This window comes from Pseudoduganella sp. RAF53_2 (genome assembly GCF_052113985.1).
Classification (GTDB): Bacteria; Pseudomonadota; Gammaproteobacteria; order Burkholderiales; family Burkholderiaceae_D; genus Rugamonas.
In genome coordinates, this window is record NZ_JBFRDW010000025.1 from 1 (window position 1) to 19421 (window position 19421).

Below are 19421 nucleotides of genomic sequence, written 5' to 3' on the forward strand. Positions count from 1 at the left end.
ATGCTGTAGCCCGCGCGCGTTACGCCTGCGAGCAGCTTGTTGTAATTGGTGGTGCCGGGGTTGTTCTTCATATAGCTCACCGCGTCGAGCACGATGCGGCGATGCGTCTCCTGCTGCCATGCCTGCGCGGGTGCGCTTGCTGCGAATACAGTCAGCGCCAGTGCTGCGGCCATCCATCCATTTTTCATCGGTATCCCCTTGTTATTGAACGGTCGTGCTAGATAGTAAGTAAGCAACGATAAGGGGTCAATGTGACAATGCAATGACTGAGGCTTTCTTCCACTCTCTTGACAATTTGCGGACGCGCTCTTCCAGCTCGGCCRCCAGATAGCCGCGCGCGAAACCGGCTTGCTGATCCAGCTCCGGCTCGGTCTGATGGAAGTGTTGTAATAAGCCATCAGCCACCGCGACGTCGTTGATCCAGCCCAGCCAATCCTGCAGCGACGACATGCCTTCCAGCGCGCGCCTGGTGCGCTTGCGGCCTGCCAGCGATTCGAAAAATTCAGTGGTGTAGCGCAGCTTCTTCATCGCTATGCGCAAGCGATGGCGCGAACGCGGCGTGCCATTCTCCAGCTTCGCGCCGCGCTTCTCGACGCGCTTGCGCGCCTTCTTCAAAGCGCCATCCGCAAACCTGGTGGCGGGACGCGCCAGGGTTTTCACCTGCCCATCCGTTGCCGATTTACGCCAGGCCGAAGTATCGATGAAGTGATGGAGCGAATGCAGTAGCCCGTCGTAGCGTTTCGACGCTACCGCCGCCGCCGCCCCCACGCGCATCTGCCGCGCATGCAGGCRCACGGCGCGGCGCAGCGGTTGCAGCTCGGCGTTGCGTGGCAGATGGGTGCCCAGCACATCCCAATCGCGCGCCGGACCCAGCTCGCTGCCCAGCCATTCGATTTCGCGGTCCAGGCGCGTGCCGGGACGGATCACATCCTCGAACAGCTTCAGCGCCGAGCGCAATCGCCGCAGCCCCACGCGCATCTGGTGCACCGATTCCGGCGAATGCGCGCTGGCGACGCCACCGCGGTTGCCCTCGATCTGGTCCAGGCAATTCAACATGATGGCATGGGCGGCCTGCTCGACCGTCATGCCCTCTTCCAGCTCCAGCGGCTGTGCATGAACAGGTTTTTTCACGTTGCGTTCCTCCAGCAAGCAATCATACGCCTGAGTGAGGAGCCGTTAGTGTTCGGCGAACCAATCCCGCGCCAACCGCGCCACTTTTTCCAGCGTGCCCGACTCTTCGAACAGATGTGTAGCACCTGGAACAATGGCTAGTTCTTTCTCGCAATTCAGCACCGCGAAGGCTTCCTGATTGAGGCCGATGACCCCGTCGTCATGGCCGCCAACAATGAGCAATGTCGGCGCCTGCACGGTCGCCAGCGCCTGTTTGCCCGCGAGATCGGGCCGACCCCCGCGCGACACCACGGAGGCGATCTCGCTCAGCCGTTCGGCCGCCAGCTGAAGTGCCGCGGCCGCGCCGGTGCTGGCGCCAAACAGGCCAACCGGCAGAGACAGCGTTTCCGGTTCCGTGCGCAGCAGATCGCAGGCCAGGCCGAGGCGCGTGGTCAGCAATGGAATATCGAAACGGACGGGGTAATTGGCTTCTTCGGGAGCGGTGAGCAAGTCCATCAGCAACGYGCCGATGCCTGCTTTGCGCAATTCGGATGCGACGTAATTGTTGCGGGAGCTGAAGCGGCTGCTACCGCTGCCATGGGCGAACAGCACGACTTTGCTGGCGCCATCCGGCACCTCCAGCATGCCCTCCAACTCGGCAGCGCTCAGCTTGATCGAGACCAGTCGCTGCATGGCGTGCCCTCCCTGCAGACCAATCTATCACTTTGCCCATTCGTGCGTCGCCAGAATTGTGCGCGAATTGGGCCGGCGGCGCCGGCCCGGGACGCGGCTTAGAACTCTTCCCACTCGCTTTCGTTGCGAGGGGCGTTGGCGACTTTTTTCGCGCGCGCCGGGCGTACGGCGACGGCGTGTGCAGGTGCCGCGGGACGCGCCGGCATCCTGAGCGGCGCAGCCGGGGCTGCGGCGTGGGCAACGCCGATCTTGAACGCGCTGACGGCTTGCGCCAGTGTCGCGGCCTGCTCGCGCATGGCTTGCGAGGCGGCGGCGGTTTCTTCGACCAGGGCGGCGTTTTCCTGCGTCACACGGTCCATCTGCGTGACGGCCTGGTGCACCTGGGCGATGCCGGCGTTCTGCTCGGAGGTTGCGGCACTGATTTCAGCCACGATATCGGTCACCTGCTTGATGCTGGCCACCACGTCGTGCATGGTGGAACCGGCCTGCTGCACCAGCTTCGTGCCCGATTCGACTTTCTCAACCGAATCGCCAATCAGCACCTTGATCTCTTTCGCAGCCGCCGCCGAGCGTTGCGCCAGGTTGCGCACTTCGGTTGCAACGACCGCGAAACCGCGGCCCTGCTCACCCGCGCGCGCGGCTTCAACGGCCGCGTTCAGGGCCAGGATATTGGTCTGGAACGCGATGCCGTCGATCACAGATATGATGTCCACGATCTTGCGCGAGGAATCGTTGATCGAGTCCATGGTGACGATCACCTGTTCGACCACCGTACCGCCCTGCTGCGCCACTTCGGATGCCGATTGCGCCAGCTGATTCGCCTGGCGTGCGTTGTCCGAGTTCTGGCTCACGGTCGAAGTCAGCTCTTCCATCGACGATGCCGTCTCTTCCAGCGACGCCGCCTGCTGCGAAGTGCGGGTGGACAGGTCGCCCGTGCCTGCTGCGATCTGGTGCGACGCCGTGCTCACCGCATCGGCCGACGCGCGCGCCGTGCCGACCACGCCCGCAATCTGGCCCAGCAGCTTGTTGAAGGCCGTGGCGGTGTGGCCGATTTCGTCCATGCGCTCCACCGGCACCTGGTGCGTCAGGTCCAGCGATTCGCTCACATCCTCCAGCGTGCCGCGGATGGTCTTCAGGCTGCCGCTGATGACGCTCAGCAGCTGATAGCCCAGGACCGCAGTCACCAGCACGGCCAGCACGATCACGATAATCAGCGTGCGCTGCGCGGACGAATAAGCCGCATCGCTTTCCGTGCGCACTTGCTCAATCAGCTTGTTGTTGTAGTCGATGTGATCGTCCAGGCCCTTCTTGACGGCGGCGGCGGTCAGGGCCAGCGGCGTACCGGCGACCAGGGTGGCGCGCACCGCGTCCATATCGCCGGAATGGGCGCCGGCCACGAACGGGGTCAACGCCTGGCGGTAGGCCGCCATGTTCGCGCGATCCTGCTCCAGCATCTTGCGGTCGGTTTCGTCGTAGATGTGCTCTTTTTCGTAGGTGGCGATCACTTCATCGAACTTGGCGTGGGCATCGTTGTAGGCCTTGTCCAGCGCCGTTTTGTCCGGCAGGTTGGAGAAGACGGAGAGACGGTAGCCGGCCAGGCGGCTGTCAGCCAGCGCGCCTTTGGCGGCGTTCAGGCCGTGGATACTCGGGATCAGGCGGGACTGCACTAAAGTCAATCGCTGCTGTGCAGCATTAATCTGCCAAATTCCRTTGGCGCCGACAAAAATCAGGGCGAACAAGGCGACCGCAAGGGTCAAGGTCAATCGCTTCGTGATAGTCATGTTATTGAATTTAAAGGGCGCGGGTCTTCAAGTATTGTGGATGTGGCTGCCGTGCGCAAGCTGATGCCGCAAAGCAGCAACAGTTTCTCACAGTTTTGATAAAAAAGTAACTTATCTGGCAGCCGGTGCCACAACTGAGGCGCGCACGATCAGTTCCGGCTTCATGCGGATTTCCATGTCCGCGCCCGCGGACTGGTTCAGGCGCTGCAGAATGAGCTGGGYGGCCTGCACGCCCATTGCGTGGTGGGAGATGCGGATCGTTGTCAGCGGAGGATTGACCATGTCCACGAACGGCATGTCGTTGTGGCCGATCACGGAAACGTCTTCGGGACAGCGCTTGCCCGCCGCGCGCAAGCTGTCATAGCAGCCCAGTGCCAGCAAGTCGTTACCGGCCAGGATGGCAGTCGCCTTCGGATAGCGCGCCAGCGCCTCATCGCAGCCCGCCTTGCCCGCCTCGCGCGAGTAAGCGCTGCATTCGACCATCCACAAGTCTTCGCGCTTCACGCCTTGCGCTTCCATGGCTTGCACAAAGCCTTCGCGGCGCAGATGGCCGGTGGAGAGATTCTGCGGACCGACCAGGTGCACGATGCGGCGATGTCCCAGCTTGAACAGGTATTCGACAGCCATGCGCATGCCGGCCATTTCGTCGTTCACCACGCTGGACACGCGCCCCGCATCCTCGCCGCGATTCACCGTCACGGCCGAAATGCCCGCTTCAAGGCAATAGGAAATCACGGAATCGTCGCGCGTGGCCGTGGCCAGGATCAGCGCATCGCACTGGCGCGCCAGCAGCTGGTCGACCACGAAGCGCTGCTGCACCGGATCTTCGCCCGCATTGGTCACGAGCGCAACGTAGCCATGCTTGCGCAATTCGTCCTCGATGCCGAGCACGATGGGCGGGAACACCGGGTTGGTGATGTCGGGCAGGATCACGCCGACGATGTTGGAGCGCCGCGTGCGCAGCGCCGCTGCAATCTTGTTGGGACGGTAGCCATGCCTGGCCGCTTCCTTCAGCACGCGTGCGGCGACCGCCTCGCCCACCATGTGGCGCGTGTCGGGGTCCATCACGCGCCCTACCGTCGATGGATGGACGCCAAGGATCTGTGCCAGTCCCTTCAGCGTCATCTTCTTTTGTTGCATGCGGCTTCCTCTTTTGGCTGCAATATTGTCATTGTCGCACATGCGAACGTTCGCGTTAAACGCAACACATTTTGACACACCGTAGAAATACCGTGTTGACTTAGCCTGTCGAAATGCTAATCTAGCTTTACGCGAACGTTCGCATAAACAAGAACGCAGAGGAGACTTATGAGCATCAACCACCTCATCGACGGAGAAGCTTCGGTCACGCCCATCGCCATCGCCGCGATGGCCGATACCAGCAATGCCCGCCTGCGCCAGGTGATGGCCAGCTTCGTACAGCACATGCACGATTTCATTCGCGACGTGGACCTGACCGAACCGGAATTCGAAGAAGCGGTGCGCTTCCTGGTTGCCATTGGCCAGCACACCAACGACTGCCACAACGAAGTAATTCTCGCGGCGGACGTGCTGGGCATCTCCACCCTCGTGGCCCTGCGCAACAACCCGGAACAGGAAGGGCAGACCGCCGCCGCCCTGCTCGGCCCGTTCTGGCGCGCCAATTCACCGGAGTGCAAAAACGGCGACGATATCGCCCGCTGCGATGTGCCGGGTCCGACCATGCGCGTGTCCGGCCATGTGTGCGATGTCGATGGCAAGCCGGTTGCAGGGGCCACTGTCGATGTGTGGCAAGCCTCGCCGGTCGGCTTGTACGAGAACCAGGACGAGCACCAGCCGGCGATGAACCTGCGCGGCCGCTTCACCACGGATGCGGATGGCCGCTACCACTTCCGCACCGTGCGTCCCGCCGGCTACCCCGTACCGACGCATGGCCCGACCGGCGCGCTGCTGCGCGCCCAGAACCGCCACTGCATGCGTCCCGCCCATGTGCACTTCATGGTGTCGCATGAAGGCTTCAAGACCCTGATCACCCAGGTCTTTGCCGACGACGCCGAGCACCTGCACAGCGACGTGGTATTCGGCGTGACCAAGCGTCTGGTGGGCCAGTTCAAACCGCACCAGCCGGCACCGGGCACGGACGAACCTCACTACACCTTGCAGTACGACTTCGTGCTTGAGCGCGGCGTGTGCTGCTTCCCCGAACCACCGATCAAATAAGGAAGTCCCATGAACGAGAAAATCCATGGCCCGCTGGCTGGCCAGGTGGCCGTCGTCGCGGGCGGCGCAGGCGCCATCGGCTATGCCTCCGCCATTCGCCTTGCGCGGCAAGGTGCGCAGCTTGTGCTGCTGGGACGCGACGGACTCTCCGCACTGCAGGCGCGCGCCAGCGACCTGCCGGGCAACGGCCATTGCGCCATCGTCGCMGACACCGGTATCAGCACCACGCTGCGCGAAGCAGCGGCGCAGGTGCGCGAACGCTACGGCCACTGCGACATCCTCGTCAACTCGGCGGGCATGACGCGCGCCATTCCCCATCACGACCTGGAGGCGCTGAGCGACGAAGTCATCGACGAAATCTTCACCGCCAACTGGCGCGGTGTGTTCTCCACCATCCGCGCCTTTGCGCCGCTGCTGAAGGAAAGCGGGAAGGGGCTGGTGGTGAATATCTCTTCCATCGCCGGCACCACGGGCATCGGCAGCAACGTCGCCTACGTCGCCGCCAAGGCCGGGCTGGACGCGATGTGCACCTCGCTGGGCCGCGCGCTGGCGCCGCAGATCCGCATGATCAACGTGTCGCCCGGCGTGGTGGACAGTCCCTTCGTGCCGGGCCGCGACGCCGGCTTTAACGACAAGCAGGCCGCCACCACGCCGCTGCAGCGCATCGGCCTGCCGGACGATATCGCCGCCGCCGTGGAAGCCTGCGCCACCACCCTGCTCTTCACCACCGGCAGCGTGATCCAGGTCGACGGCGGCCGCCACCTGGGAGCCAAGCCATGAGCACCATCATCACTTGCGCCATCACCGGCAATATCGTCAAGCCGGGCATGCACCCGGACTTGCCCATCACGCCCGCGCAGATCGCTCAGGCCTGCCTGGATGCGGCCGATGCGGGTGCGGCGGCCGTGCACATCCACGTGCGCGCTCCCGAAACCGGACTGCCGTCGATGGAACTGGCGCATTACGCCGAAGTGATGGAACGCATCCGCTCGCGCAACAAGCAGCTGATCATCAACCTGACCACGGGACCGGGCGGGCGCTTCATCCCCAGCCCGGATAACCCGCAAATCGCCGCGCCCGGCAGCACCCTGATGGCGCCCGAGCGCCGCGTCGAACACATCTCCGCGCTGCGTCCGGACATCGCCACGCTCGACCTGAACACCATGAACTCCGGTCCGGACGTGGTCATCAACACCCCCGCCAATGTGGCGCGCATGGCCAAGGTGATTCGCGCCGCCGGCGTGAAGCCTGAGATTGAACTGTTCGACTCGGGCGACCTGAATATGGCGCATGACCTGATCAGGGAAGGCGTACTGGAAGGCCCCGGCCTGTTCAGCCTCGTGCTGGGCGTGAAGTACGGCTTCTCCGCCACGCCCGCAACGATGGCCTACGCCGCGAGCCAGCTGCCGCGTGGCGCGCAATGGACGGGCTTCGGCATCGGCCGCCAGGAATTCCCCATGGTGGCGCAAGCCTGGCTGCTGGGCGGCCATGTGCGCGTCGGCTTCGAGGACAACCTTTACATCAGCAAGGGCAAGCTGGCCAGGGACAACGCCGAGCTGGTGGCGCGCGCCCGCCTGATCGTCGAATCGCTGGGCGGCGACATTGCCTCGCCGCAGGAAGCGCGCGACATCCTCGGCCTCAAACAAATCTGATTTTTCACGAAGGAGCATCAATGAATACCGTACGCATCACCGAAAAAGCCCTGCATATCGATCTGCTGGAGCCATCGCTGCAAAAGACCGCCCGTCCCAAAGCATTGCCGGGACAATGCGTGATCGAAGTCCACAGCGCGGGCGTGAACCCAAGCGATGTGAAGGCGGCGCTGGGCGCCATGCCGCATGCGGTGTGGCCGCGCACACCGGGACGCGATTATGCCGGTGTGGTTATCGACGGACCGGACGAACTGGTGGGCCAGGAAGTCTGGGGCAGCGGCGGCGAACTGGGTATCCGGCGCGATGGCACGCACGCACGCTATCTGGTGCTGGACGCAGCCGCCGTGCGCATCAAGCCGAACAACATCTCCCTGCTGGAAGCGGGCGCCATCGGCGTGCCTTTCATCACGGCTTACGAAGGCTTGCGCCGCGCGGGCTTGCCGCAGGCGGGCGATGTGGTGCTGGTCATGGGCGGCAACGGCAAGGTGGGCCAGGCCACGGTACAACTGGCAACGCGCGCCGGCGCGCGCGTGTTCGCGGTGGAACGCGGCAACGAGGCTTACATCGGCCACGCCAATTCGAAGATCGACATGATCTCCGCCGAGCACACCGACATCGCGGCCCATGTGCGCGGGCAGACCCGCGGCCATGGCGCAGACATCGTCTACAACACCGTCGGCAGCCCCTATTTCGAGGCGGCCAATAACGCGCTGGCCGTGGGTGGCCGCCAGATCTTCATTTCGACTATCGACCGCGCCGTACCGTTCGACATTTTCGCCTTCTACCGGGGCCAGCATACCTATGTCGGCATCGACACCCTGGCACTGGACTCGCTGGCCTGCGCGCGCATCCTCGATCAGCTCAAACCGGGCTTTGAAGACGGCACGCTGAAGCCTTTCCCCGTGCCGAAGGAAACCACTTACACGCTGGCGGACGCAGTCAAAGGCTACCGCGCCGTACTGTCCGGCGCACGCGAGCGCGTGGTGCTGCAGCCAGGGCTGGCGGAATGAACGTCACGCGCTACGCGGAAGCCAGGGCCTACTTCCCGCCCAACCACGAGGGCATGCACTGCCTGCGCCTTCAGGGGCAGGAAGCCGGGCCGTCGGACGTGCTGTGGCTTGGGCTATCGCACCTGCTGCCCGGTGGCGGCACCTCCCTTGACGGCTCCGGCGTAGAGAAGTTTTACGTGGTGCTGGAGGGCGAGGTCACCATCATTACCGAAGAAGGAGAACACACACTGCGCAAATTCGATTCGGCGCGCCTGGCGCCGAACGAGAAACGGGCTCTGAAAAACAAGACCAATGCCCCGGCCTCGATCCTGCTCGCAATGCCGTACGCAGCGAAATAACTTAACTCTTGGAGGAGACATGATTAGCACGGACGCATCCATCGCATCTGCAGCACCGCCTCGCCGCAAGCCTTTCTACAAAATCCTGTACGTGCAGGTGCTGATCGCCATCACGATCGGCATCCTGCTCGGCCACTACGACGCCAAACTGGCCGTCGACATGAAAGGCTTCGGCGACGGCTTCATCAAGTTGATCAAGATGCTGATCGGCCCCATCGTATTCTGCACGGTGGTCAACGGCATCGCAGGCATGCAGGACATCCGCAAGGTCGGACGCATCGGCTGCAAGGCCCTGCTCTACTTTGAGCTGGTGTCCACCCTGGCCCTGTTCATCGGCATGGCAGTCGGCAACTGGGTCCGTCCCGGCGACGGCTTCAACGTCAACCCGGCCACGCTGGACGGCAAGGCTGTGGCGGAATACGTGGGCAAGGCAAAATCGATGACCACCAGCGACTTCCTGCTCAACATCATTCCCACCACCGTGGCGGACGCCTTCACCAAGGGCGATGTGCTGCAGGTGCTGCTGATTTCCCTGCTGTTCGGCTTCGCCCTGTCCGCGCTGGGCGAGCGCGCCAGGCCGATTACCAGCCTGATCGAAACGGCCTCGCATGCGGTCTTCGGCGCCATCAACTTCATCATGCGCTTTGCTCCCATTGGCGCGTTCGGCGCGATGGCGTTCACGGTCGGCAAATACGGCGTACTGTCGCTTGGCCCGCTGCTCAAACTGATCGGCACTTTCTATCTGACGTCATTCCTGTTCGTGTTCATTGTGCTGGGTGTGATTGCGCGGCTGTCGGGTTTCAGCATCGTCAAGTTCCTGGCCTATATCAAGGAAGAGATTTTCCTGGTGTTCGGCACCAGCTCGTCCGACACGGCCTTGCCGACGCTGATGGCCAAGCTGGAAAAGCTGGGCTGCTCGAAGCCGCTGGTCGGTCTGATCGTCCCCACTGGCTATACCTTCAACACGGACGGCACCAGCATCTATATGACGATGGCAGCGCTGTTCGTGGCGCAGGCGACCAACACCGATCTGTCGATCGCACAGCAACTGGCCATCTTCGCGGTGGCGATGCTGACATCGAAAGGCGCCAGCGGTGTGCAGGGCGCATCCTTCATTGCGCTGGTGGGGACGCTGGCCGTTGTTCCCGCGATTCCGGTGGCGGGCATGGGCCTGATTCTCGGCATCGACCGCTTCATGAGCGAAGCGCGCGCACTGGTCAACATGATCGGCAACGGCGTCGCCACGGTGGTCATGGCGCGCTGGGAAGGCGAACTGAATCGCGAAAAACTCGACGTCATTCGCTGAATCCCCTCTTTTGGGTAATCGMCTTTACGCCTGATTCGGAATACTCTCAAAATAAATATAAGGAGCATTTGAATGAAGAAGCAAGTAGTTACGGCCGCCCTGCTGGCCACCGGCGCTGGCTGCGCCATGGCCCAGACCTCGAACGTGCAGATTTACGGCCGTCTGAACATCGCGATAGAGAATATGCGCACATCGGCCAATTCGGCTGGCCAGAGCGTGTCCGTCACGCGTGAAGTCAACAACCGTTCCGTAATCGGTTTCCGCGGCTCGGAAGATCTGGGCGACGGCAACAAGGCCATCTTCCAGATTGAAGGCACCATCTCGCCGGACACCGGTGAAGGCGCAATCGCCGCGCGCGACACCTGCGTCGGCCTTGAAGGAAGATGGGGCACGCTGTTCGGCGGCCATTGGATTACCGCCTACAACGGCGCCACTTCCGGCCTCGATCCCTGGTATCCCACTACCGGCGGCTATATGAACCTGATGGCCAACGGTTCGGGCGCAGACGTCGATAACGTCAGCAATGTGTCGTCCTTCGACCGCCGCCAGTCCAACAGCGTGCATTACTGGTCGCCGACGTGGAATGGCGTACAACTGCGCCTGACGCACGGCCTGAGTGAGGAACGTCCGGCAAACGGCGCGCATCCTTCGCTGACATCGGCGGCGGTGATTTTCGATCAGGGTCCGTGGTATCTGACCGCGGCCACTGAGATCCATCATGCATATCAGGGTCCGGGCCTGAAGGATCAGGGCAGCAAGATCGGCGCCGCTTATCGATTCGGCGACACGCGCCTCGCCGCGGTGGCTGAGCACCTGAAATACGAAACGCCAACCGGTGACCTGAAACGCAATGCATTCTTCGTGGCGCTGACCCACCAATTGGGCGCACACCAGCTGCGTCTGACCGCAACCCGCGCCAATGACGGCTCGGGCAGCAGCACGACGCCCAAGATCGGCTTCCTGAAGAAAGGTCCGGATACCGGCGCGACGGAGTACACGATTGGCGACGATTATTCGCTGTCAAAGCGCACCAGCGTATTCCTGTACTACGTTCATCTGCATAACGAGAAGAACGCGGTGTATGACTATCCGATCAATCCCTTGACCGTCAGCCCGGGCGCCACCTTGCGCGGCGCTTCACTGGGTCTGCGCCACTACTTCTGATTCATCCGGCGGCACGGGACTGTCGATACAGTTCCGTGCTCACGCGGATCAGGCGCGCGGCCCGCAGCCCGCGCCACAAGTAGTACAGCGCGACGACGTGGAACAAGATGCCCACGAAGTCCACCATCACGAGGAACACCAGCGAATCCAGCGCCAGCAGCACGATGCCCGCCGTGAAGGCGGTCAGGGACAGGCGCCGTCCCAGCCAGCCGAATACCGCGAACAATGCGCAGACGGCGATGCTGCCGCCAAACAGCAGTCCCGTTTCCGGACCGGCCGAGCGGCGCGCAAGGCCGGAGAGCAATTCGCTTGCCCCCAGTCCCAGCGCAAAGCCCCAGCTACTGCCAAGGAAAGCCAGCACGATGTTGAGCAAGGAAAGTCCGGCAATCCAGTAGAACCAGTTAGCGCCTTTCAGCGCCCTCTGATACAGGTATTCGGCCAGGTCCGCCATGCCATCTTCCGCCTCATCGGAGGTTGACGCCACCGGCGCATCGGATGGTGTGCCGCCTGGCACATCGGCCGGCGCATCGACCAGCGCAGGCTGCGACTCCGCGCCATACTCCGCGTCCAGCGCTTCCAGTTCACGGCTCGGCAGCGCCTTCATGTCAGCCGACGCTGGCGCCCAGCGCGTTTGCGGATCGGCCTCGAAAGCGTCGATGGCGTTGGCAAGCGCCAGGCCGCTCATGGCACCGATGCGGCGCGACGCCTGCGTTTGCGCTTCGCGGATCATCAGAATATGGCGGTAAGCACTCAGTCCTTCGCTTGGTGCCTTGCCCGTCTTTTCGCGCAAGCGTTCCAGCATGCGCTGGTGCTTGTCCAGCAGCGCCAGCAAGCCCAGGCCGGGATATGACGCCTTCACATCGTGGTCGCCGCGAATCATGTAATTGGCCGCCTGCACCGGATGGTTGCAGGTGACCACGCGGATCACGCCGCCGACCAGCGAATTGATGCTGAAGTAAATGCCATCGCGCACCGGGGTTTTGCCGGCTGCAGCCTTCATCTGCAACTGCTGCACTTCGATCAGGATGGTGCCCGCCGCATCCGAAAAAATGGCGGCCACGCCCACCATGGCGTTGGACTTGGCGAGCGTCGTGAAATCCCCCAGCGAATGGAAGCCGCGCGTTTCGAGCTGAGATGCATAATCGTCAATCCCGCTCCAGTCCACTTCCAACGGCGCATGGTCGCGCTGCACGCGCACATAAGCCACGCGGCGCGAGAGCGGCCTCAGAATGCCTTGCTTGATCCTCTGCGTGGCGTACCAGGCCGAACCCGCCGCCGTACCGCCCACCAGCGCCGCCAGCCAGAGCGCGCTGGACGCGTCCATGCCCGACATCCCATTCAGCCAGGCCAGCCCGAGGCTCACGCCCAGGCACAGCACGCTATTGAGCGCGGTATTGCGAACGATGGATTTTCTGAGCTGCAGCGCCATGGATTCTCCTCAACTAGTTGAAGAAAATTATAGCGGGGCAATTCCTAAAAAAATGCGCAGATTGTCACGCAGCAACAGGTCGCCCAGCGCCGGTCAGCTTGCCGGCGTGTTTGACGGCGTACATGGCCTGGTCGGCGATTTCGATCAGGCGGTCCATTTCGGTGCCATCTTCGGGGCAGATGGCAAGGCCGATGCTGGCGCCCAGACGCAAGGGGCGGCCTTCGAATTCGAACGGGTCACGGATACGTTCGGCCATGCTGAAGCACTTCTGCTCGACGCTGCAGCGGTCGCGCACGCCGGACAGAATGACGCCGAATTCGTCGCCGCCAAGACGCGCCGCCAGATCCGCTTCGCGCAGCTCGGCGCCGATGCGCGAGGCCACTTCGCAGATGGCCGCATCGCCCGCGCGGTGGCCGAAGGAATCGTTGATGGTTTTCAGCCCGTCCATATCGATATTGAGAATGCCGATGCAGCCCTGGCTGCGCGCGGCCTGTGCCAGTTGCTGGCGCAGGCGGTCGAAGAACAGCGCGCGGTTGGCCAACGTGGTGAGTGCGTCATGCGTGGCGCGGTAGTACAGGTCATTGGCTTCAAACTTCACCGCGTGGTACATGGCCGCGCCGATCAGTTCCGACATCAGCCCAAGCAGCTCCACGTCCTCCGCCGTGAAGGCAGCGACCTTGGACGACATCACTTTCAGCACGCCCACGGTCTGTTCGTCGTGGCGCAGCGGCACCACCAGCATCGAGCGCAGACCGACCTTGCGGCAGGCCGCACGGTCCACGCGGTCATCCAGTTCGGAATCGTCGCATTGCAGGATTTGTTCTTGCGCCACGCACAAGCCGGACAAGCTGCCCTGGCGCTGCAGGCGCAGGCCTAGCTGCGACCCCGCGAAGCCAGATGCGGCGCGATAGACCATTTCGCCGCCCTCGGCCAGTTCGACCACGGCGCCGCCGGCGCCAATCAGGCTGCCGGCACGCTGGCACACCAGCTGCATCACGCTACCGAGATCCACGCCCAGGCGGGCGATTTCCGTCTGCGTCTTGATCACTTCCAGCAACAGAGCCGGATTGAGATTCGAATTATTCATTACTGAAGCTGCCTAATTAATACTCACACATTCTCACCCTGTAGTTTGAACGATAACTGACTAACAGGCAACGTCGCTGTTTGCTCAACAGCACATGTCGCATTGGGACAAGACCGCCCTCCCCGTCGCCGACAGAATGGATCGACCCAACTGACCTGGAGGCCAACCGTGGCAAATTCTCGAGATGCAAGGCGCCGTTTCATTGCGGCGATGGGCACGCTGGCCGCAGCCGGCTGCCTGCCATCGGCCCGCGCCGCGACGCCGCAGCGCAACAGTCTGACCCGGCCACTTGGCCAGCTGGGCGCGCAGTACGACGTGCTGGTAATCGGGTCTGGCTACGGCGGCGCGGTCATGGCGGCGCGGCTGGCGAGCGGCCGCCGTCTGGCAGTGCTGGAACGCGGCAAGGAATGGATGCCGCCGGATTTCCCGTCCAATCTCACGTCCACGCTCGGCCAGTTCCGCAGCACTGCCCAGCCGCTTGGGCTGTTCGATTACCGCGCCGGTGCCACGCTGGACGTGCTGACCGGCAGCGGCATCGGCGGCACCTCCCTGATCAATGCCAATGTAGTGATCGCGCCCGACCGCGACGTGTTCTCGCGCTGGCCGCTCGCCATCCAGCGCGCCTACGCCAGCGGCGCCATGGACGTGTACGAGGAGCGCGTGCGCAATATGCTGGCCGCCGACACGGTCACCGAGGCGGATGCACTGCGCAAGAACTGGCTGCACGCGACGACCACCAGGCAGCGCCAGCGCCAGGGCGCCGCTGTCGCGCCGCGTGCGCTGTCGCTGGCGGTGAATCTGCGCCGCTATCCGAACCTGCCGAACGCGCAGGGCGTGGTGCAGGCGGCGTGCACGCATTGCGGCGATTGCGTGTCCGGCTGCCGCGTGGGCGCGAAAAACACGCTGGACGTGAACTATCTGCCGCTGGCGCGCACCAACGGCGCCGAGATCTACGCCCGCATCGAAGTCGAATGGCTGCAGCGCCTGAGCGATGGACGCTGGCAGGTGCACTATCTGGCGCGTCCGGCCGATGGTGCGGCRGTGCGCGGCACCGTCATCAGCCGCCACGTGGTGCTGGCGGCCGGTGCACTGGGCAGCACGCAGATTTTGCTGCGCTCGCAGGCGCAGGGTTTGCCATTGTCCCCTGCCCTCGGCACACACTTCTCGGCCAACGGCGATCTGCTGGGCTTCGGCTACAACACCGCGGTGCAGTCCAACCTCATGGGCACCGGCCTTGGTTCCAGACTGGATGGCATGGCGCGCACCGGGCCTACCATCACCATCGCGGCCGATTACCGCAGCGATCCCGTGATCGAGCGCCGCTTCCTGATCGAAGAAGCGGCCATCCCAAGTCCGCTGGTCGATGCGGTGCGGCTCGCCATGCCGCTCGCCGCCGGCCTGATGCCGGAATTCGCCGCCACCCAGCGCATTGCGCGCGACGCGCTTGGCTTGCGCACTGACGGCGCGCTGAATCACAGCATGGTCTATTTGGGCATCGGCCATGACAGCGCGTCCGGCCGCGTGCAGCTCGACAGCACGGGCCAGGCGAAGGTGGTGTGGCCGGCGCTGATGCAGGAGCCTTTCGTGGCGCGACTGCGCGCGGAGATGGCAAAACATGCGCAGGCCTTCAGCGGCAAGTATGTGGACAGTCCGCGCAGCAGTCCCCTGTTCGGTGGCGCCATGACGACGGTGCATCCTTTGGGCGGTTGTCCCATGGGCGAACGCGGCGAGGACGCGGTGGTCAGTCCCGATGGACAGGTCTACAACCCGGCCGCCGGTTCGCTGGCCGTGCACGATGGCTTGTGGGTATGCGATGGATCGATCGCGCCAACTTCGATCGGCGCCAATCCGCTGCTGACCATTTCCGCTCTGGCCGAACGTACGGCCGAACTGTTCCCCCTGTGAGGAGGCATCATGCGCAAATTTCTTCTCGCCCTTCTGCTTTGCCTGATGCTGCCTTGCCTGGCCTGGGCGCGCGGCATCTCTTTCAGCGAAGAGATGCATGGCTATGCATGGTATGGCGGCGAATATCGCCTGGCCCATGTCTATCTGAATGTGCGGATTGGCGATATCGATGCGTGGCGCAGTAATCCGAATCATTCGGCCACCGTGAGCGGCACGCTGGTGATGGATGGCGTGCCGAACCAGCCGGTGACGGGCACGCTGAACATTCTGTCGCCCGCGCCGGGCGATGACGGGCGGCTGCTGGCTTATCGTCTGAACAGCGCTGCGGTTCAGGTCTTGGGCGTGAAGCATGTGCACGACGATCCGGGCATGGACCTGATCGACGATATGACCACCTTGCATGCGGTATTCGCGCCAGCGGGCCAGGCGCTGCCTTCGGTGCAGGACGTGCTGTATCAGGCGGTGTGGACGTCCGAGCTGCACTTCGAGTGGTGGAAGCCGGACGTGGTGTGGGACTTCACCACATCCATGAGCACCATCAATACGGCATGGTACGATGAGCTGACCGTGCGGATTCTTTTCGTCGAAACCATTTTCAGCACTCTTGCCAAAGTCTTCTTTCCATGGGTCTGAACCAATCCTGGCCTGAGGCGCCGAGCGTCTCGTCCCTGTATGCCGATGCGCTGGGCGCTTTCCTGGCGGAGCGCGGGCTGCCGGCCGCGCCGCCGCCAGCGCTGGCCGGCCATGCCCGCCGCGTGGTCGGCGCCAGCTTTGCGCATACACTGTATGGCGGTGTGCGCGAGCTGGGCGAATCGGCGCTGGGGCTGCAGTTTGGCACACGCGTTGGGGGCGCCGGCTTCGGCATGCTGGGCGTGGCGGCAGCCACCGCGCCAACCTTAGCTGAATCGATCCGCCACCTCACCCAGCTGGAATCCCTGACCAGCACTTTGGGCCACGCGTCCGTGCGGCGGGCGGGAAAGCTGGTGCACCTTAGCTGGCGGCCTGCGCAGGCCGTGCCGCCGATGGTCGTGGAAGGCATCCTGGCGGGCTGGGTGTCTTATGGACGCTATCTGCTTGGCGAGAAGGTCGACGTTGCGCAGGTCAGCTTTGCTCATCCGCGGCTGGCTGCGGTGCAGGCTTACGACAACGTGCTCGAATGCCCGCATCGCTTCGGCGCGCCGCATTATGGCGTGTCCTTTGGCCTCGACTTGCTGGATGCGAAACCGCGCTTTGCGGCGCCGGCATTGAACGTGGCCTTGAATGGCTGGCTGGGGCACTGCGCCGCCACCGTCGCCACACGGAAGTCGCTGGCGCGCACGATCATGGGCCTGCTGGGAACGCGCGTGCCGCTGGCGATGGCGGATGAGATGTCGGTGGCAGCTTTGCTTGGTCTGGGCTACAGGACCTTGCAGCGCCAGCTCCGCGATGAAGGGACCAGCTTCCGGCAGGTGCTCAATGCGACGCGGGCGCAACACGCGGTTCTCAGTCTGCTGGATGGACATGCCAGTTTGTCTGATCTGGCGGCGGAGGTGGGCTTCAACGAGCAGTCTTCGCTGTGCCGCGCCTTCCACCGCTGGACGGGCGACGCACCGCTCGACTTCAAACAGCGTATGGCGCCGATTTACCACCGCTTGCGCGTCCAATGAGCGCAGCGTTTGTCGCTGCAAATCGCTGCCGCTACGTTCCTGGGCCGGAGGGCCATTACGAAAGCTGGTTCCAGCGCGCCAACCATCCCGGCCGCCCGCTCGCACTGTGGCTGCGCTATACCTTGTTTCAGCCGCCAGGACGGCCGGACGATGCTGTCGGCGAAGTGTGGGCGATCTATTTCGACGGCGAGCGCCAGCGCATCCACGCCGCCAGGCAGCGCGTACCGCTGGCAGAGTGCACGCTCGGCAGCGAAACCCTCACCATCGGCTCCAGCACGCTGTCGCGCACCGCCATCACCGGCAACGCAGCGCCCTCCAGCGACGCAATCGGCGCAGGCCCCAGCCGCTTCGCCCCTCGCGACGGCGCCCGCCGCCGCACGAGCGGCGGTACGGACGATGGCACGAGCGGAGGCGCGAACGGCGGGGCGCGGGAAGGCATGAGTGGTGGGGTGAGCGGCGGCGTGGGCGGGGCGCTGGGGTGGGCGCTGGAGGTCGGCGGTGGCGCGGCGCCGCTGTTGTTGCTGCCGCGCGGGCTGTATGAGACGCGGTTGCCGGCGGCGAAGGCGCTGGTGACGGTGCCGGATGCGCTGTTCACCGGCACCATCGACCTGGATGGCCGCCGCGTCGACGTGCAGAACTGGCGCGGCAGTCTGAATCACAACTGGGGCCGCCGCCATACCGACCATTACGCCTGGGGCCAGGTGGCAGGCTTCGACAACGCACCGGACGTTTTCCTGGAGTGCGCCACGGCCCGGCTACGGTTCGGCGGCATTTGGACGCCCGCGATGACGCTGGTCGTGCTGCGAATTGGCAGCGAGGAATTGCGCCTGAATAGCGCACTGCGCGCGCTTCGCACCAAGGCCACGCTGAACGGCTTCGACTGGCGCATTGAAGCAGAGCAGGACGGCCTGCGCCTGAGCATTCGCATCCATGCGCCGCAAGAGTCCTTTGCAGGCCTGCGCTACGACAATCCAGGCAGGCCGCAAAAAATCTGCCTGAATTCGAAGCTGGCCGCGTGCGAGTTGACATTGCGGCGCCGCGACCAGGCGACGCAGCACTATCGCAGCGCGCACGGCGCCGCTTTCGAAATCCTCACCGACGGCGAAACCTGCGGCGTGCCGATCCTGTTATGACAGCTCAATCCACACCGGCGCGTGATCGCTCGGCTTCTCGCGTCCGCGCACATCGCGATCGACCTGCGCGCCGCGCAAGCGCTTGGCCGCAACGGGATTCAGCAGCAAATGGTCGATGCGAATCCCCGCATCGCGCCCAAACGCATTGCGGAAATAATCCCAGAACGTAAAGATCCGTTCATCCGGATGCAGATGACGCACCGAATCCAGCCAGCCCTGGTCCATCAGCTTCTGAAACGCCGCCCGCGACTCCGGGCGGAACAGCGCATCGTCCAGCCAGCGCTCCGGCTTATAGACATCGATATCGTGCGGCATCACGTTATAGTCGCCCGCCATCACGACAGGATCAGACTTATCAATCAACTCCGCGCCGCGCAGAATCAGGCGGTCGAACCATTTCAGCTTGTAGTCGAACTTGGGACCGGGCGCCGGATTACCGTTGGGCAGATACAGGCAGGCGATCATCACGCCATCGACCATGCCCTCGATATAGCGGCTCTGTTCATCCTCGGGATCGCCGGCCAGGCCGCGCCCCATCTCAATGGGCGCCTTGCCGCGCGCGAGGATGGCCACACCGTTCCAGCTCTTCTGGCCGTGCCAGATCGCGCCGTAGCCCGCGTCCTTGAACGCGTCCTCGGGGAATTTCTCGTGCGGCGTTTTCAGTTCCTGCAAGCAGACGGCATCCGGCTTGGTTTCGTTCAGCCATTGCAGCAGGGCGGGAAGCCGGGCATTGAGCCCGTTGATATTAAAGGTCGCGATTCTCATCCGGACATCATACTCCGGCGCGGCGCATGATGATGGCTTCCATGCGCGTTCCGTGCGCGGCTGCGAAATAATCCGGCACGCTGCCGATCTCCGCAAAGCCTTCCGCATGATAGATGCGCCGCGCCGCATCCCACTGCGGATGCACGATCAGGATTGCGCTGCGCAAGCGGTTGTGGCGTGCAAACATCGCCGCTACCGCATCG

Annotated in this window: 18 protein-coding genes and 2 pseudogenes; 11 read left to right on the top strand and 9 right to left on the bottom strand. The window is 63.7% G+C overall.

All coding sequences use genetic code 11. From position 1 onward, the window contains the following. The 5 genes and pseudogenes from AB4Z11_RS02885 to AB4Z11_RS02905 form a co-directional block, all read right to left on the bottom strand. Positions 1 to 188, bottom strand: a pseudogene (locus AB4Z11_RS02885) (phospholipase); the annotation flags it as partial. 58 nt (positions 189 to 246) lie between these two features. Continuing rightward, positions 247 to 1131, bottom strand: a complete 885-nt coding sequence (locus AB4Z11_RS02890; protein ID WP_442022700.1) for a CHAD domain-containing protein — start codon at positions 1129 to 1131, stop codon at positions 247 to 249. A 45-nt stretch (positions 1132 to 1176) separates the two neighbouring features. Continuing rightward, positions 1177 to 1803 (bottom strand): dienelactone hydrolase family protein, encoded by a 627-nt coding sequence (locus AB4Z11_RS02895; RefSeq protein WP_442022701.1) that lies wholly within the window; start codon positions 1801 to 1803, stop codon positions 1177 to 1179. 98 nt (positions 1804 to 1901) lie between these two features. Next, positions 1902 to 3584 (bottom strand): methyl-accepting chemotaxis protein, encoded by a 1683-nt coding sequence (locus AB4Z11_RS02900; protein WP_442022702.1) that lies wholly within the window; start codon positions 3582 to 3584, stop codon positions 1902 to 1904. Between the two features lie 111 nt (positions 3585 to 3695). After that, positions 3696 to 4724, bottom strand: a complete 1029-nt coding sequence (locus AB4Z11_RS02905) for a LacI family DNA-binding transcriptional regulator (protein WP_442022703.1) — start codon at positions 4722 to 4724, stop codon at positions 3696 to 3698. A gap of 168 nt (positions 4725 to 4892) precedes the next feature. Here AB4Z11_RS02905 and AB4Z11_RS02910 point away from each other — a divergent pair, with 168 nt between their 5' ends. The 7 genes from AB4Z11_RS02910 to AB4Z11_RS02940 all read left to right on the top strand — a co-directional run bounded on the left by AB4Z11_RS02910 (position 4893) and on the right by AB4Z11_RS02940 (position 11253). Next, positions 4893 to 5783 (top strand): dioxygenase family protein, encoded by an 891-nt coding sequence (locus AB4Z11_RS02910; RefSeq protein ID WP_442022704.1) that lies wholly within the window; start codon positions 4893 to 4895, stop codon positions 5781 to 5783. 9 nt (positions 5784 to 5792) lie between these two features. Beyond that, positions 5793 to 6563, top strand: coding sequence for an SDR family NAD(P)-dependent oxidoreductase (locus AB4Z11_RS02915; protein WP_442022705.1), 771 nt, complete (start codon positions 5793 to 5795; stop codon positions 6561 to 6563). Beyond that, on the top strand, positions 6560 to 7435 hold the full coding sequence (locus AB4Z11_RS02920) for a 3-keto-5-aminohexanoate cleavage protein (RefSeq protein ID WP_442022706.1): 876 nt from the start codon (positions 6560 to 6562) through the stop codon (positions 7433 to 7435). Before AB4Z11_RS02915 ends, AB4Z11_RS02920 begins: the two co-directional genes overlap by 4 nt. Before the next feature lie 20 nt (positions 7436 to 7455). Continuing rightward, positions 7456 to 8445: a quinone oxidoreductase family protein gene (locus AB4Z11_RS02925; protein ID WP_442022707.1), complete on the top strand. Its 990-nt coding sequence runs from the start codon at positions 7456 to 7458 to the stop codon at positions 8443 to 8445. After that, entirely contained in the window at positions 8442 to 8783 is a 342-nt protein-coding gene (locus tag AB4Z11_RS02930; protein ID WP_442022708.1) for a cupin domain-containing protein, read from the top strand. The genes AB4Z11_RS02925 and AB4Z11_RS02930 overlap by 4 nt, the downstream gene beginning before the upstream one ends. Before the next feature lie 19 nt (positions 8784 to 8802). After that, positions 8803 to 10089, top strand: coding sequence for a dicarboxylate/amino acid:cation symporter (locus tag AB4Z11_RS02935; RefSeq protein WP_442022709.1), 1287 nt, complete (start codon positions 8803 to 8805; stop codon positions 10087 to 10089). Positions 10090 to 10161: 72 nt separating this feature from the next. Then, positions 10162 to 11253 (top strand): porin, encoded by a 1092-nt coding sequence (locus AB4Z11_RS02940; RefSeq protein ID WP_442022710.1) that lies wholly within the window; start codon positions 10162 to 10164, stop codon positions 11251 to 11253. A gap of 1 nt (position 11254) precedes the next feature. Here AB4Z11_RS02940 and AB4Z11_RS02945 read toward each other — a convergent pair whose 3' ends face one another. Both AB4Z11_RS02945 and AB4Z11_RS02950 read right to left on the bottom strand, forming a co-directional pair. Then, on the bottom strand, positions 11255 to 12682 hold the full coding sequence (locus AB4Z11_RS02945) for a hypothetical protein (protein ID WP_442022711.1): 1428 nt from the start codon (positions 12680 to 12682) through the stop codon (positions 11255 to 11257). 64 nt (positions 12683 to 12746) lie between these two features. Beyond that, positions 12747 to 13769, bottom strand: coding sequence for a diguanylate cyclase domain-containing protein (locus AB4Z11_RS02950; RefSeq protein WP_442022712.1), 1023 nt, complete (start codon positions 13767 to 13769; stop codon positions 12747 to 12749). A 168-nt stretch (positions 13770 to 13937) separates the two neighbouring features. Between AB4Z11_RS02950 and AB4Z11_RS02955 the strand changes: the two genes are divergently transcribed. The 4 genes from AB4Z11_RS02955 to AB4Z11_RS02970 are packed head-to-tail and all read left to right on the top strand — an operon-like array spanning position 13938 to position 18453. Continuing rightward, positions 13938 to 15674: a GMC oxidoreductase gene (locus AB4Z11_RS02955; RefSeq protein ID WP_442022713.1), complete on the top strand. Its 1737-nt coding sequence runs from the start codon at positions 13938 to 13940 to the stop codon at positions 15672 to 15674. A gap of 9 nt (positions 15675 to 15683) precedes the next feature. Further along, entirely contained in the window at positions 15684 to 16307 is a 624-nt protein-coding gene (locus tag AB4Z11_RS02960) for a hypothetical protein (protein ID WP_442022714.1), read from the top strand. After that, positions 16298 to 17320: an AraC family transcriptional regulator ligand-binding domain-containing protein gene (locus tag AB4Z11_RS02965; protein ID WP_442022715.1), complete on the top strand. Its 1023-nt coding sequence runs from the start codon at positions 16298 to 16300 to the stop codon at positions 17318 to 17320. The genes AB4Z11_RS02960 and AB4Z11_RS02965 overlap by 10 nt, the downstream gene beginning before the upstream one ends. Next, complete coding sequence (locus AB4Z11_RS02970; RefSeq protein ID WP_442022716.1) at positions 17317 to 18453, top strand: tocopherol cyclase family protein; 1137 nt, start codon at positions 17317 to 17319, stop codon at positions 18451 to 18453. The genes AB4Z11_RS02965 and AB4Z11_RS02970 overlap by 4 nt, the downstream gene beginning before the upstream one ends. Here the strand turns inward: AB4Z11_RS02970 and xth are convergent. Continuing rightward, positions 18448 to 19218 (bottom strand): exodeoxyribonuclease III, encoded by a 771-nt coding sequence (gene xth, locus AB4Z11_RS02975; RefSeq protein WP_442022717.1) that lies wholly within the window; start codon positions 19216 to 19218, stop codon positions 18448 to 18450. The two genes, AB4Z11_RS02970 and xth, sit on opposite strands and share 6 nt — an antisense overlap. A 7-nt stretch (positions 19219 to 19225) precedes the next feature. Beyond that, positions 19226 to 19421: pseudogene (locus AB4Z11_RS02980) on the bottom strand (ribosomal protein S18-alanine N-acetyltransferase); the annotation flags it as partial.